The 13,252-nt window shown below is 34.6% G+C and carries 18 protein-coding genes; 8 read left to right on the forward strand and 10 right to left on the reverse strand.

All coding sequences use genetic code 11. The annotated features are described in order from the left end of the window. On the forward strand, positions 1–351 hold a 351-nt coding region (locus ABX784_RS02315), incomplete at its 5' end, for an adenine deaminase C-terminal domain-containing protein (RefSeq protein WP_372652091.1). Between the two features lie 52 nt (positions 352–403). Here ABX784_RS02315 and ABX784_RS02320 read toward each other — a convergent pair. After that, the gene (locus ABX784_RS02320) at positions 404–916 is read right to left on the reverse strand and encodes a hypothetical protein (RefSeq protein ID WP_372652093.1); all 513 of its coding nucleotides are present in this window, start codon (positions 914–916) and stop codon (positions 404–406) included. 136 nt (positions 917–1,052) lie between these two features. On the opposite strand from ABX784_RS02320, the gene ABX784_RS02325 reads away from it, so the two are divergent. Beyond that, the gene (locus ABX784_RS02325; protein ID WP_372652095.1) at positions 1,053–2,408 is read left to right on the forward strand and encodes a hypothetical protein; all 1,356 of its coding nucleotides are present in this window, start codon (positions 1,053–1,055) and stop codon (positions 2,406–2,408) included. A gap of 10 nt (positions 2,409–2,418) precedes the next feature. Here ABX784_RS02325 and ABX784_RS02330 read toward each other — a convergent pair whose 3' ends face one another. Next, positions 2,419–2,799, reverse strand: coding sequence for a hypothetical protein (locus ABX784_RS02330; protein WP_372652097.1), 381 nt, complete (start codon positions 2,797–2,799; stop codon positions 2,419–2,421). 237 nt (positions 2,800–3,036) lie between these two features. Here ABX784_RS02330 and rpsD point away from each other — a divergent pair, with 237 nt between their 5' ends. Then, positions 3,037–3,663, forward strand: coding sequence for a 30S ribosomal protein S4 (gene rpsD / locus ABX784_RS02335; protein WP_372652099.1), 627 nt, complete (start codon positions 3,037–3,039; stop codon positions 3,661–3,663). 70 nt (positions 3,664–3,733) lie between these two features. On the opposite strand, the gene ABX784_RS02340 is transcribed toward rpsD, so the two are convergent. From ABX784_RS02340 to rarD, 3 genes are read right to left on the reverse strand one after another with little or no spacing between them, the layout of a single operon-like run. Beyond that, the gene (locus ABX784_RS02340) at positions 3,734–4,537 is read right to left on the reverse strand and encodes a hypothetical protein (RefSeq protein ID WP_372652101.1); all 804 of its coding nucleotides are present in this window, start codon (positions 4,535–4,537) and stop codon (positions 3,734–3,736) included. A 21-nt stretch (positions 4,538–4,558) separates the two neighbouring features. Then, positions 4,559–5,383, reverse strand: a complete 825-nt coding sequence (locus tag ABX784_RS02345) for a hypothetical protein (protein WP_372652103.1) — start codon at positions 5,381–5,383, stop codon at positions 4,559–4,561. Further along, complete coding sequence (gene rarD / locus ABX784_RS02350) at positions 5,376–6,260, reverse strand: EamA family transporter RarD (protein WP_372652105.1); 885 nt, start codon at positions 6,258–6,260, stop codon at positions 5,376–5,378. Before rarD ends, ABX784_RS02345 begins: the two co-directional genes overlap by 8 nt. Before the next feature lie 98 nt (positions 6,261–6,358). Here rarD and ABX784_RS02355 point away from each other — a divergent pair, with 98 nt between their 5' ends. The 4 genes from ABX784_RS02355 to ABX784_RS02370 all read left to right on the forward strand — a co-directional run bounded on the left by ABX784_RS02355 (position 6,359) and on the right by ABX784_RS02370 (position 9,960). Further along, positions 6,359–6,700 carry a hypothetical protein gene (locus tag ABX784_RS02355; RefSeq protein ID WP_372652107.1) on the forward strand — a complete coding sequence of 114 codons (342 nt, stop codon included), beginning with the start codon at positions 6,359–6,361 and terminating at the stop codon, positions 6,698–6,700. A gap of 95 nt (positions 6,701–6,795) precedes the next feature. Then, positions 6,796–8,247 (forward strand): YiiX/YebB-like N1pC/P60 family cysteine hydrolase, encoded by a 1,452-nt coding sequence (locus tag ABX784_RS02360; protein WP_372652109.1) that lies wholly within the window; start codon positions 6,796–6,798, stop codon positions 8,245–8,247. Between the two features lie 16 nt (positions 8,248–8,263). Beyond that, positions 8,264–9,223: a DUF2817 domain-containing protein gene (locus ABX784_RS02365; protein ID WP_372652111.1), complete on the forward strand. Its 960-nt coding sequence runs from the start codon at positions 8,264–8,266 to the stop codon at positions 9,221–9,223. Further along, on the forward strand, positions 9,211–9,960 hold the full coding sequence (locus ABX784_RS02370) for an alpha/beta fold hydrolase (protein WP_372652113.1): 750 nt from the start codon (positions 9,211–9,213) through the stop codon (positions 9,958–9,960). Before ABX784_RS02365 ends, ABX784_RS02370 begins: the two co-directional genes overlap by 13 nt. On the opposite strand, the gene ABX784_RS02375 is transcribed toward ABX784_RS02370, so the two are convergent. From ABX784_RS02375 to ABX784_RS02385, 3 genes are all read right to left on the reverse strand, one after another. Then, positions 9,957–10,529 (reverse strand): hypothetical protein, encoded by a 573-nt coding sequence (locus tag ABX784_RS02375; RefSeq protein WP_372652117.1) that lies wholly within the window; start codon positions 10,527–10,529, stop codon positions 9,957–9,959. The genes ABX784_RS02370 and ABX784_RS02375 overlap by 4 nt on opposite strands. Before the next feature lie 4 nt (positions 10,530–10,533). Beyond that, positions 10,534–10,890 carry a hypothetical protein gene (locus tag ABX784_RS02380; RefSeq protein ID WP_372652119.1) on the reverse strand — a complete coding sequence of 119 codons (357 nt, stop codon included), beginning with the start codon at positions 10,888–10,890 and terminating at the stop codon, positions 10,534–10,536. 113 nt (positions 10,891–11,003) lie between these two features. After that, positions 11,004–11,267, reverse strand: coding sequence for a hypothetical protein (locus tag ABX784_RS02385; RefSeq protein WP_372652121.1), 264 nt, complete (start codon positions 11,265–11,267; stop codon positions 11,004–11,006). Between the two features lie 191 nt (positions 11,268–11,458). Here ABX784_RS02385 and ABX784_RS02390 point away from each other — a divergent pair, with 191 nt between their 5' ends. Further along, complete coding sequence (locus tag ABX784_RS02390) at positions 11,459–11,704, forward strand: hypothetical protein (RefSeq protein WP_372652123.1); 246 nt, start codon at positions 11,459–11,461, stop codon at positions 11,702–11,704. On the opposite strand, the gene dtd is transcribed toward ABX784_RS02390, so the two are convergent. Together dtd and ABX784_RS02400 are read right to left on the reverse strand one after the other, a co-directional pair. Beyond that, the gene (gene dtd / locus ABX784_RS02395) at positions 11,705–12,139 is read right to left on the reverse strand and encodes a D-aminoacyl-tRNA deacylase (RefSeq protein WP_372652125.1); all 435 of its coding nucleotides are present in this window, start codon (positions 12,137–12,139) and stop codon (positions 11,705–11,707) included. Positions 12,140–12,142: 3 nt separating this feature from the next. Beyond that, positions 12,143–13,102 (reverse strand): FHA domain-containing protein, encoded by a 960-nt coding sequence (locus ABX784_RS02400; RefSeq protein ID WP_372652127.1) that lies wholly within the window; start codon positions 13,100–13,102, stop codon positions 12,143–12,145. Positions 13,103–13,252 lie beyond the last annotated feature (150 nt).

Below are 13,252 nucleotides of genomic sequence, written 5' to 3' on the forward strand. Positions count from 1 at the left end.
GTGGCACACGACTCTCACAATATTATTATCATTGGTGAAGATGAAAGTGATATGACAATTGCGGCCAATAAGCTCATAGAGATGGGCGGTGGTTTTTGCGTTGTGAAAGACGGAAAAGTAACAGCTTCTCTGGCCTTGCCTATTGCTGGCCTACTTAGCTTAGAGACTGCAGAGGTTCTAACTGAAGGAATTATAGAACTAAAGAAAGCTTGTAAAGAGGTCGATGTTCATTTAAATGAGCCTTTTATACAAATGGCATTTCTGGCACTTCCAGTAATCCCTTCTTTAAAAATCACAGATAAAGGTTTAGTTGATGTGACTAAATTTGAATTTATCGACCTGAAAGACTAAAAAGTATAATATCCCACGCACTAAGTTTAGAAGCGTGGGATAGTTTCAAACTTTATTGAAGTTTTTCATTCAGTAAATGTAAGAGAAGTTCCTCTTTATCCATTTTAAGTTTATTTTCTTTTAAATATTTATTTAACTTCTCTTCTAAGAGTCTACTAGAAGCAATCTTTTGAATTTCAAACTTCTCATCTGCAGAGAAGCCTTTTGTCATAACATAGTTAAAAATATCTTTAATTTCGACTTCTGGACCTAGGGATGAGAGTGTTGCAAATGCAAGCTCGGCCTCTTCAACTTCATTCTTATTGAACTGTATTGAATATCGTCTTGGAGCTTCCTTTATTACGGGCTCAGATATTTTAACTTGTTTTTTTTCTTTTTGAGCTTTCTTTTTAGGCGCTGCAGGCTTAATAGACTTTAGAATCTTCTTTCCTTCTTTTTCTATATCTTCCATATCGTCATCAAGAATAGAATCAGAAAACTCAAAGTTTCCCTCATTGTCCATACCGATAATTCCGATACCTTCTAGCTCTCTTTTCTTAACTTCCTTGATAGAATCAAAATTCATGACTACTCCTTCAATCCTTGAATGGTTTTTTACATTTTAACATGAAGTATTATTTTGATATAGACACAAGGTGCCATCTTTTGAAGAATGTAGCTATTCATTTGCTTGTGCTCTTAGAATGTAAGAGTATTACTTCATGAAAAAAATCCTATCTCTCATCATGCTATTCTCTTTAACTTCTTGTGGAACCTTAACAAAGAAAGAGGAATTCTTTCAGATTGACTCCACTCCTCGAGGCCTAGAGGTATTAAATGAGGATGGTGAATCACTTGGAATGACTCCCCTAATCTCACTTTCAAATCAAAAGAGTTCTAGTGATTACTTTATTCAAGGGGATGAAACTAAGTTCTCTCACAGCTGTGGTCTAGATTGGCAGCACTCAATGATTCCATCTCTTTTGATTATGCCAATTGCAATTCCTATTACACCTATTTTTTCAACGGTATTTCTCGGAATTGATTACTTAAGTGATAACTTATTCTCTTGTACTGATCTGTTATACTTAACTCCTAAAAAAGAATTAAAGATAGTAGAAAAAGAGCAAACGACTATTATACTTCCTGTTTTTGACGGACATAAGTTTAATATCCAAGATCTTATTCAGAATGCAACAAATAAATTTGAGTCCGAGTACAAATTATTATCTTACGGAGAATCTCTTCAGTATTTTTCTAAATATGGAATAACAGAGGAGAACTTTTGGTCTCTTCAAAATATAAAAAAGCAATCACTACTTAAAGTAATAAGAGATACAGATGCCACAAGTATAATGACTTTAAACAGGAAAGTTGGTGGTGAGTTTGAAGTTCAAATTATAGATCTATATACCTATAAGGCCAAAACAAAGAAAGTTTCTATAAAAACAAAGCTTACAAATGAAGATAGTACCTTGAAGACATTTGCAAAAAGGTATATCTACTTTATCCCTAACAGTCTAAGTGTCGGTGGACTAAAAACTGACGGCTACTTTGAAGATGATGATGAGGGTTCATTTTCAAGCTCTATGAAGAACCCAAATAACCTACATTGGCTTGTGAGTATGTGGTCCTTTTCTAGTGTATCATCTCCCTATTTATTTAATCCATGGGATTTTGACTTTAGACTATCTCCCCAAATCTCTCTACCTTCTTTTAGAGCAGAGTTTCCAAATAACTACTCTATTAACCTAAATACCTACAACGCTTCCTATGATCTCTCAGTTACTGGTCATACACCTCTAGGGTCACTAAGTATGTCTCTAGGAGCTGGAGTTGGATATTTCGAAGGAGAAGACTCAGTTGGAAAAAGTATTGGAGACACCACACCGCTTTTTCACCTCAATTTATCATATGTAGCTTTTCTTAATGAGAGATTTTTCTTTAAATTCTCTTTGGATCAAAATCATTACTTTGGAGACAGTGAAAAGATTAATGGCTACGGCCTTGATAGAACCTCAACACTTTCATATAATATTGGATACTACTTTCCTGAGTTACAGAGCTTTTTTCGATAGTCCTAGATAGCTAATTATTAATCGATACATTTGTACTTATTTTAACGTTATAACTTACTAACCTAGATGAAAGTTCTTCAAAGTGTAACTTGGCCTTATCGCTCCAATGCATTTTTAAACTGTCATAGTAAACTGGGATTGATAAAGAGTCCTGCCCACTTTTTTCTACCGACTTGGCTTCTATCTTAAGAATTTTGGCCATCAGCTCAACAGAGTTCAGTAAAACTTCAGCTTCGAGAGATTTAAAATGGATTGTGAAAACAATGCAAACGTCATCATCGGACTTCTCAATTAGCTTTTTCACTGGAAATGTATCTAGAAGTTCCTCATTAATTCCAATAAGCCCCAAATGTGAAATAAGTAAATTCTTTTGAATATCTAAAATTTTCAAATATTCTCCACTTTAAGCTCAAAATTATATCAACTACAATAAATTTTAATGGAAAAGGTAATAAATTGCAAAAAGTATCCACTACTTACAGTATTCTACACCATGTTTACATTGACATTAGGGACTAAATTGTATAAAAACACTGAACACGTATTCCAGAATTTGACGCGGGGTCTTAATATTAAGATGTGATACGTGATAGCCATATACCCCAAGTCACACAATTAGGAGTCTGAAATGGCAAAAGCAACTACGGGTAAAGCTCGTTTTAAAATCCAGAGAGCATTAGGTCTTGAACTTCCAGGTCTAGGTAAAGCTGGTGCACTAGAAAGAAGACCATATGGTCCAGGTGTTCATGGTAACAGAAGAAAGAAAATTTCTGACTATGCTGTTCGTCTTAAAGAAAAGCAAAAGTTAGTTTACCACTACGGTTTACGTGAAAAGCAATTAGTTTCTTACGTTAAGCAATCTAAGAAAATCCAATCAAAGCCATGGATGGAAACACTTCTATCTACTCTTGAGTCAAGACTTAACAATGTTATCTTTAGACTTAACTGGGCACCTTCAATGTCAGCTGCATCTCAAATGGTAGCTCACGGACAGGTTATGGTTAATGGTAAGAAAGTAGACAAGTCTTCTTTCATCGTTAAAAAAGGTGATGTAATCACTCTTTCTGACAAAGGTTATGCAAACCAACTTTACAAAGCTTCAATTGAGTCTCCAAGAATGGCTACAGTTCCAGCTTGTTACAATATCGAAGCTGATAAGAAGAAAGGTACTATGATTGACCTTCCTCTTCCATCTGACATTCCATTTGAATTCGAACAACAATTTGTTATTGAATATTACTGGAAAGTTAAGTAATTAAAAAAAGATTACAAAAATACGAAAGGCCTCGAAAGAGGCCTTTTTTTTGGCTTAAATTCTTTTTAAGCTATTCTTGCTTGTCACCCTTGTTAATCCTAGTCTTTGGAAGAAGTATAGAGTGAGGCTTAACAGTCACTTTCTCACCAACGACAACATCACCCATTATAGATGCCTTTAATCCAATGGTGGCCCCTTTCCTGATAATCGTAGGAGCAATAACTAGGTAACCTCCTTGAGCATAGTGTGCAAAAAGAGTGGCAGATCCACCAATGGTCACATTATCTTCGAGAGTAATCAGACATGGATCAGAAATATTTGTAGTATTTATCATTACTCCCTTACCTATCTTCATTCCCATCATTTTAAAGAAGAGAACATTGAGCGGAGTTGGAGTCACTAAGTCTAGAAATGTATAGCGAACAAGCTGCACTAAAGCATTGTGATAGTACCATGGTAGAGACTGCAGAGAGAACCATCCTCCTCTCCAGGGCCTAAGTTTTAAAAACATTATTTTATTAAGAAAAGGGACAACAAAAATAATACTAATTCCATATAGCAGATAAGAGCATCCAATAGAGAGTGAAATAAGAAGAGGTCTAAGGATGCTAGCATTATTCCAGGTGTACTCTACGAGCAAGTAGCCTGGAAGTATCGCAAGGCCCAGACAGACGATGTAGGCCATAGCAATTGGAAGCATGGCCAAAGCAAAACCAGGTCCTTTAAATTTTCTAAACAGCCCCTCTATGAAACCCTTGATACCCTTTAGGTCCGAGGTCGTAGCGTGGACATCGACGCGACTCGACTTCTTCTTAGCTCCTTCACCAATATGAGGGATATCTTCTTCAAACTTTTCTTTATTTCCTTTTTTCATAAAGGAAATTATATCATAGTTTTATTTTTGTGCTCTAAGATCTGTAGAGCTAAGTGACATAAATTCGTGTTCTCCCAGAATTGTGATATCTAGGTTTTTATTTAATCGTAAGATATCACCTTTAGCTTTCTCAATCTCAGAAAGTGTATGATTCCTATTTAGTACATAAATACTACTTACATTCAAAACAAGAGTCTCAACATTTTTCCATTTTAGTAACGAACAGAAATTGTCATCACCAACAAGTAATGATTTTTTTAAGAACTGCGCCTGAGGCAACCAATCTACAGTAGGATTAACTTTTTCAAGTCCATAAAAACCAGAATAAATTGAATACGGAGAGCTTTCAAATTTTCGAGCAAGTTCCATAAAAGACTTAAAGAAACACTCTAGTTCAATCTCTTCTTTCCATGGATTTCGGTCAGGAATAATTATAATATTTTCAGACGAGCACCTCTTTAAACACTCTGTATGACCATCGTGCCAAGGATTAAAGCTTCCTCCAAAGAAGGCCGCTTCATCGTGATTAAAGCTATCTTTGATAAAGATACTTGGAAGAATACTCTCCTCTTTATTAAAAAGTGGAAACAGCTTTCCAAGAGCTTCGCAAACAACTGCTCCATCACCCTTTACAAATTTCTCAATACCAAGAATATCTCTCCACTCACAACTCTCAAAAGAAACGGGATTTGAAGTAACAGCAAAAAATGATTGAATATCTCTTCTTTTAGAAAGCTCAATACACTCAATATCTAAGTTAGTTGGAAGAGATGGAGTCTCTCCTTTTTGAATGAGTATAGATAAGTTTCCATCTATTTTTGAAAAATAAGAAAATGCTTTACGCACTTGCAGTCCTTTGAACTTTATGAGCAGTCACTAAGTCAAAAGTATATATTATAAGGGCACACCAAATCAAACTAAATGCATATGCATGTGTTTGAGTGAACAACTCTCCATAGATAAATACGGCAAGAATAAACTGAAGAGATGGAGCGATATACTGTAAAAGACCAATACTAATTAGTGGAATCTTTTTAACTGCAAAGTTAAACCCTACTAGTGGTATGAGAGTTACGACACCAGCTAGAGAAGTAAGCACCTGTTCTCGAAAGCTCACTTTAAAGAAGATGAGGCCAGAAGTAGATTCTTTGTATAGAAAATAAAATATCACAGGAACTAAGCAAATAAGCATTTCAAGGAATAATCCCTCCATTGAAGGAATATTCATTTTCTTTCGAAGGAGTCCATAAGTTCCAAAGCTCACAGCTAGAAATAGAGAGATCTCTATCCTTCCTACTCCGGTCGATAATAAGATTAATAGGCCAATAAAAGCAAATCCAACGGCAACTTTCTGCTTTGGTCTTAGGGTCTCCTTTAAGATAAACACACCAAGGGCTACATTGATCAGAGGATTAATAAAGTAGCCAATACTAGCTTCAAGAACATGCCCACTTCCTACGGCCCAAACAAATAGGAACCAGTTTACAAAAATGAGACCTGTTGTCATAAGAAGATTTATTCTTTTTTTCTTTGTATCAACGCAAGACTTTAATTTTTCCCATGGGTTTCTAAAAATGAAATATACAATGAATGTAATCACACCCCAAAAGATACGGTGTCCTAGCAATTCGTAGGAGTCTATTGCTGATAGCTCTTTCCAGTAAATCGCTATTAGACCCCAAAATAAAAAAGAAAATATACCTGCTAAATATCCCGTATTCATAATAGCCTTATAGCAACCTCTTACGTATGGGACTAGAAAAAATAGTTTAATAAGACGTCTTTACATGGTACCTTATTTTCAAGAGGTAAATAATATCTATGAAATTTTCTACAAATATTGAAGGAATCGATTTTCAAATAGTAATTGAAACCGATGATCAGTATAAATCATTTAATCCACTTTCTAGCTTCACAATCCAGGACCTAGATGACTTAAGTGAAGATTTAATCCGTATTTACTCAATTGAAGTAACCTCAACGAAGAATGACGTTTCTTTAAAGCACTACACCACAGGCGTTTTAATGTCTGCTGATGAAGATGAAATCCCCGAAGAATTAGAAGATGCTTTGACAGATTTTGGTATCGTTGAACATGTCCTCAAGCACTGGAAGCTAAATGATTCTAACAACTTAAAGCCAGATTGGGCTAAAGTCGAATAGCTGCCTAAAGCTTTTACACCCTAGTAATCATTTCATTATAGATTTAAAAACTCATCGAAATTCATTATAAATAGATATTAACTTATAGGAAATCCATGAGAAATCTTCTTATCATATTTATTATACTACTTTCGAGCAATACTTTGAGTACAGAACTCTCACGTTTTGAAAGAAATCTAGATAGGATTACCTCAATAGTAAAATCTGATGACCTTCACTTTGAAATCTATCAACACACATTAAACCTAGGATCATATAGCCTAGAGCATTTATGGAATAGAGCTTATGGAAATGGACTTTTATTAGTTCTCTTAAAAGAGAGTTGGTCAAAATATATTGAAGAAAGTGAATCTCTTAAAGATAAGCTTGAAAAATCAATAAATGGTTCATCAACTCCTGAAGAATCATTACGAGCACTTCAACTAGTAGAAAGAACACAGGCCTTATATAATACTTATATGAGCAATAAACCCTTAAGAAAAATGCTCTTAGATCAATCTTCTATATTAAATCAATCAATTGAAAGACTATTTGAAAATGTATTAAGTTTAAAAGTAAACAAAGCACTACCAAGTATAATTAAATCTGCAAATCGTCTCTCTATGTTTGAAAGAAGTAACTCTGTAATTCTGTATAAGAATTCAAAGAATGAGGATATTTCTAAATTTGCTAATACAGATAGGTTCATTAGTGATTATATTGATAATCTTATTACTACTGCGACATCAGGATTAAGTTCCGGATTTGGGGCTATTGCTGGACCTATAGAATGGGGAGATGGAGGTCAACTTAGAGATGATGAGTTAGCAAAAGATAGGATTCTAAGTGGCTTAATGCCACTTGATATCATCTTTGAAAAGAAAGCTTATAAGCTAACTGACTATACAATTCCTGGTTACTGGGGACACAATGCTGTTTGGTTAGGAACTAAGGACCAGCTTATCAATAATGGCCTTTGGAACTCAAAAGAATTAGACCCTTTCAGAGAACAAATAGAGAATGGAAATTCAATTTTTGAGATGAGAAAATGGGGAACAACATTTGCTTCTTATAGTAAATGGATGGATCTGGATGACTTTGCTCAAGTTCGCTTAAAAGGGATTGAAGGTAAATCTAAAAAGAGCTTACTTAAGATATATAAAATACTCGCTGAACAGATTGGAAAGAACTATGACTTTTCTTTCAACGCAGACACAGCATTTAAAATTACTTGTTCTGAGATCATTTATCTCTCTTATGGTGATGTTAAATGGCCACTAGACTATATCTTAGGAAGAAATACTATAACTCCAAACTCAATGGCCGAAGCTATTTTTTACAACGACTCTCCTGTTGAATTCATTTCATTTGTTAAAGGTGACAGAGAGAATGGAGCAAAGTTCTATACTAAAGAGGAATTTGGAAAAGTAATGAATTTTTCGATGCTTAGTGATGGCTCCTATGTTCAAAATTATAAGCAGTGTAGCCTTAAGTACCAAAGAGCACGAAGAGGTGCGATTGAACTCAAAAATATTTGTGTAAATAAGACTCGCGCTCTTACGCTTTAAATATAATAATAGTTACATGAGTAACAAATCACCTGAATCCATTGAGATACAAGAACTAATATCTAAAATGCCTGATATTGCGAAGGTAGAAGTTCTAGAAACAATACAGTACAAAGATCAAAGTTACCCAATTCATCAATTTTCAATTGGGGACTCAAAACTCAACTCTCCAACACTTGTTCTAGTCGGAGGAGTCCATGGACTAGAAAAAATTGGTACTCACGTTGTTCTCTCATATTTGAATTTTCTCTTCGAACAGCTCAAATGGAATCAAGACTTACAAAGCTTTTTTAAAAACTTTAATCTTATTGCTATTCCAATGGTTAATCCAGTTGGAGTTGCTCACAATAAAAGATCTAATGGAAACGGTGTAGACTTAATGAGGAACGCTCCCGTAGATGCTATCAATAAGTCACTTTTTCTAATTGGAGGCCATAGAATCAGTCCCCTACTCCCCTGGTATCGAGGAAAGAAAGGTGATCCAATGCAAGCTGAGGCAAAAACTCTTTGTGATGCAATAAAGAGAGTCATCTCTAAATCTCCTAAAACTCTAGTGATAGACTTCCACTCAGGCTTCGGTCTTAAAGATAGACTTTGGTACCCCTACGCAAAGAGCTCAGATCAGTTTCCGGCCATTGATCAAGTTAACAATATCCAAAAAATATTTGATCGAACAATCCCTCAACATATCTACCAAATAGAACCCCAGTCAGATCAATATACGACTCATGGAGACTTGTGGGACTATCTATTTGACTGGAAAGAAGACAACTTCAATCAACATGACTTCATTCCATGGACATTAGAGATGGGCTCATGGACTTGGCTAAAGAAGAATCCTATTCAAATCTTTTCTAAGTTAGGACTATTTAATCCTATTAAGAATCACCGATACGATAGAACGATGAGAAGACACTTGTTATTAATCGACTTCTTTTCGAATATAACTAAGAATTGGGAAGTATGGAAAAAGTAAACTGGGTCCTATTAAGAGGACTAGCAAGAGAGAAAGGTCACTGGGTTAATTTTGATCAAAAGATGAAAGATAGCTTTGGCGGTGAAGTCATGTGCATAGACCTCCCTGGCGCCGGTGATTCATTAGAGGAGTCAGTCCCTCTTAGTATAAAGGACATGACAGATAGAATTAGATCAAAATGGTTGCTTCAAAAAGAATCTAATGAGAAATGGTCTCTCCTTGCAATATCTCTAGGTGGAATGATTGCTATGGACTGGTGTTCTCGCTATCCAGAAGATTTTGATTTACTTGTAACCATAAACTCTTCTACAAAAAAGCTATCAACTCCATTTGAAAGAATTTCTCCGTTTGCTATAGCTAGCCTATTCAAAACCTTGCTCACAAGAGATCCTTTCAAAAAAGAGTTAATTATATTAAGGCTAATTACAAATCACGATGATATTGACAACTCCATTGCTCTTAAGTGGGGAGATTTAGCAAAGAAGAGACAGATTAAAATTAAAAGCTTTTTTCGCCAACTATTTGCAGCATCAAAGTTTGAACTTCCTTCAAAAATCGAGATTCCATACTTAGTTCTTGCCTCTAAAAAAGATAGATTTACTAGTAGTAAGTGCTCTGAAGAGATTTCAAAATATTTTAAAACTCATATTGAACTTCATCCAACTGCGGGACATGATTTACCAATTGACGACTCTCAATGGATTGTAGACAAGATAAGAAATTATCAAAAAAACTAGTGACAACTACCTTCATAACGATAAACTTTTTTAATAAATTTCTTTTCACCTAGAAGCTGCGCGATAACTTCACCCGATTGGTCTAAATTTAAATTAAGGACAACTTTCTTTTGATGAATATTATTTCTATAGCTTACTTCTTTATTTCCAAACAATGTCCTATAGCGGGTACGACAAATTTGATTATCATCACAATCTAAGTAACGTTCAAGCCAAGAGCATCTCTCACTGTCTCTTATTAGCTCACCAAGGAATACTTTAGAGCTCAGTTTTCCATATATACCAAAGTCCTGACCCACATCTTCTGAACTCAGGCGCAATTCTCCGTCTTCATGAGGAAGGTCTTTTCCTTTTGGGATTTTAAATTCAAAAGAGTTGTCCCCTATTTCGATAGAGAAGAGCTTGCTTGATTTAAGCTCTAAACTAGCAGGATAGAATCCTCGCTCAATATAAATCTTCTCACCATTTTCGTTAACTAATGAATAAGATCTATAGTTATGTAATTCACCCTCAAGTGAATTACACGACTGAAATAATAAAATAAGAATTAATATAAGAAACTTAGGCAAAGATCTATCTCACAAATGCTGAACAGCTTGCAGAAACAGTAGGTCCATCATTAAGAGGTCCCGTAAATACTTTTGAGTCATGAGTTCTTACTCTACAATTATAGCGACAATCAAAGTTCCTCTTTGCCAGACTGATTCCACCAAAGCGGTTTCTAAAGTAAATATCATACGTGTAGTTCATAACACGTATTGGTCTATATGAGTCATTCCATATTTCACATGTTAGAGTTGGCCCATAAATAACTTGGCCTTGAACCATTCTTCCTCGGTAGTTCTTATCTTCAGTACTCTCAACTGAAAATGACTCTATGCTAAGTAAAAGAATACTAAAAACCGCTACTAATTTAATTAGTCTGGTCATATCAAACTCCTTTTTGAATATGTGTATCTGTATATTATGGAAAGTATTTAATTAAATGAGAAATGAAAAAAACTGATAAAGCCTCACTTTTGAGTGTGAGGCCTAGATAGAAACTACTTACATTTGCCTTTTTGGAGGTAATTATTCTTAATCCTCTCCACTTGCTTCTTTCCGTACCAATGCTCATTGTGTGGTACACCGTTTAAATTAACACGATACCAGCTCTTATTACGACTGTGCTGCTCTATCATGCAGCCAGGTGCACTCACTGAGGCTACTTCTCTTTCAGCTATTGCCGGTGAGTTTTTAGCTACATTATTACTTGAGCAAGATGCCAATAAGAGAGCCGCTGTAACAACCGCTAATAATTTTTTCATTAAATTCCCCTTGTATAGATGTTAGCGACCTATCGTAATTTCAAGAGAAATACTTTAGCATTTTACTCAGACATATCGTCTTTTATCGAAAAAATAAGAAAATTGAAGGCTTTTTCGTGACCAATATGGTCTTTTAATGTAAATATATTAGATAATTATGTTTAAATTTTTGTTTTAAGAGGAATGACTCCATGAGTAATGAGACTACGACTGAGAATGTAAAAGTATATGAGACATCAATTGTTCCAAAAGGTGAAAAAATGGTTCCGGCCAGAAAGCACGAAATGGTAGCAACTTCTCTTCAGATTGAAGTCGTTCATATTTTAGTATTTTTCATTATTTTATTTGGAATTTTTGCAGGTCTTTGGAAAGCAGCTGTAAAAGCAGAGAAAGCTGAAGACGACAAAGCGAACTCAACAGGTCTTAACCACAAGTAGTTAAAACTCTAAGAAAAAGGTCACTGGCCCATCATTGGCAATAGTGACCTGCATACTCTCTCCGAATACACCTTTCTTAACGGTTACCGACTTTTCAAGTATTGAGCAAAACTGCTCAAAGTAGGTATTTGCTTTATCTGGCTCCATTGAGTTATCAAAGCTAGGTCTATTTCCCTTTTTACCATTCCAAGAAAGTGTAAATTGACTAACTGCTAAAATTTCGCCATTGGACTGAAGGATATCTTTGTTCATTCTACCATTGTCATCTGGGAATATTCTAAGATTCAAGATTTTTTCTGCAGCGCTAGAGATAGACTTCTCACTATCACCTTTTTCTAAGCAGACAAGAAGAACCAATCCATTAGCTATTGTTGAAATAATTTGATTATTAACTTCTACAGATGATTTTTTTGAGCGTTGTACAACTATTTTCATGATCTATGAAGCAAGGCGATTTTTTTTATATTTAAGACTATCTGAATACTCTTCTTGAAGAGTTTTATAATTCTCAAACTCACTCTTAATCAATTTTTGAAGCTCAGCTTTCTTATTATCAAGATTCATTTCTCTAAATCTTTCCACTTCTTTAGATAGATTTCTCTCTATTAACTGATCACTCTCAAGGCACTTGTGTATTTGCTCTACTCTCTTAGCTTCTTCTATCTTCTCTTGAAGTAATTCAATTTCTTTTTTCCATGCATTTATTTGTTTTTGTGCATTGTTAATTGATTCAGTTAAACTTCTAATTGAAAGGTTGCTCTTCTCACATTCAGCAGAAAGAGTTCCCTTGTCCACAAAATTTGCATTAGAGAGTTCTTCTTTACTATTTTTAATTTTAAGCATAAGAGAATCATATTCCCTAGAAACCGAATTTCTTTTTTCTATCTCTCCTAATACATTTTTAAGAGATTGTTCATGCTCTCCAACTAACGCCTTTGACTTTTTCAAGTCTCCAAGCATACTTTTTTTCTTATTTGTAGATATAGAAAGATTAATTCCTCTATAATCATTTGATAAATCAATCATCTCATCTACGACATCCGCCGTATTTGAAATAGTAAGAGTTCTCGTGATATCAGGAATAACAAAATCCTCAATTGATTCATTGAAGTAATAAAACTGTTGCTCTCCGAATCTAATTTTGTCTTTTAAAGAAAGCTTTGTCTCAGTGTTAGGATTTACTTCATTGCCATTTAACTTTGTCTTATTAGAAGACTCAAGGTCTACGATATAAGCTTCATTATCTTTTAAAATCACTTTAAAATGAGCTCCACTTACTCTATGGTCTACAACAGTATAGTCACAATCTTTGTTTCGACCAAAAGTCATACCATGACTTAGTTCAATAACAACTTCTCTAGAAAAATCAAAAAAGAATGGTACTGTTTTATCTGACACTGTGAAACCCCTCCAAATAACTCAACTAATAATATTCAGTAATACTATTATAGAATTATATCGGTCATTTCCCTGTATAAATTAGGATAAAATCATAAACTACTGTTTTCTGGTTATTGTTTAGCTCTATAAGGAGCAAAGAAGAATTGG

It is taken from the genome of Halobacteriovorax sp., assembly GCF_041587335.1.
Classification (GTDB): Bacteria; Bdellovibrionota; Bacteriovoracia; order Bacteriovoracales; family Bacteriovoracaceae; genus Halobacteriovorax.

Excerpts from the sequence above, each read along its gene's own strand:
- ABX784_RS02320 (WP_372652093.1), bottom strand. The coding sequence starts at position 916 with ATGAATTTTGATTCTATCAAGGAAGTTAAGAAAAGAGAGCTAGAAGGT.
- ABX784_RS02325 (WP_372652095.1), top strand. The coding sequence starts at position 1,053 with ATGAAAAAAATCCTATCTCTCATCATGCTATTCTCTTTAACTTCTTGT.
- rpsD (WP_372652099.1), top strand. The coding sequence starts at position 3,037 with ATGGCAAAAGCAACTACGGGTAAAGCTCGTTTTAAAATCCAGAGAGCA.
- ABX784_RS02340 (WP_372652101.1), bottom strand. The coding sequence starts at position 4,537 with ATGAAAAAAGGAAATAAAGAAAAGTTTGAAGAAGATATCCCTCATATT.
- rarD (WP_372652105.1), bottom strand. The coding sequence starts at position 6,260 with ATGAATACGGGATATTTAGCAGGTATATTTTCTTTTTTATTTTGGGGT.
- ABX784_RS02355 (WP_372652107.1), top strand. The coding sequence starts at position 6,359 with ATGAAATTTTCTACAAATATTGAAGGAATCGATTTTCAAATAGTAATT.
- ABX784_RS02360 (WP_372652109.1), top strand. The coding sequence starts at position 6,796 with ATGAGAAATCTTCTTATCATATTTATTATACTACTTTCGAGCAATACT.
- ABX784_RS02365 (WP_372652111.1), top strand. The coding sequence starts at position 8,264 with ATGAGTAACAAATCACCTGAATCCATTGAGATACAAGAACTAATATCT.
- ABX784_RS02370 (WP_372652113.1), top strand. The coding sequence starts at position 9,211 with ATGGAAAAAGTAAACTGGGTCCTATTAAGAGGACTAGCAAGAGAGAAA.
- ABX784_RS02380 (WP_372652119.1), bottom strand. The coding sequence starts at position 10,890 with ATGACCAGACTAATTAAATTAGTAGCGGTTTTTAGTATTCTTTTACTT.
- ABX784_RS02385 (WP_372652121.1), bottom strand. The coding sequence starts at position 11,267 with ATGAAAAAATTATTAGCGGTTGTTACAGCGGCTCTCTTATTGGCATCT.
- ABX784_RS02390 (WP_372652123.1), top strand. The coding sequence starts at position 11,459 with ATGAGTAATGAGACTACGACTGAGAATGTAAAAGTATATGAGACATCA.
- dtd (WP_372652125.1), bottom strand. The coding sequence starts at position 12,139 with ATGAAAATAGTTGTACAACGCTCAAAAAAATCATCTGTAGAAGTTAAT.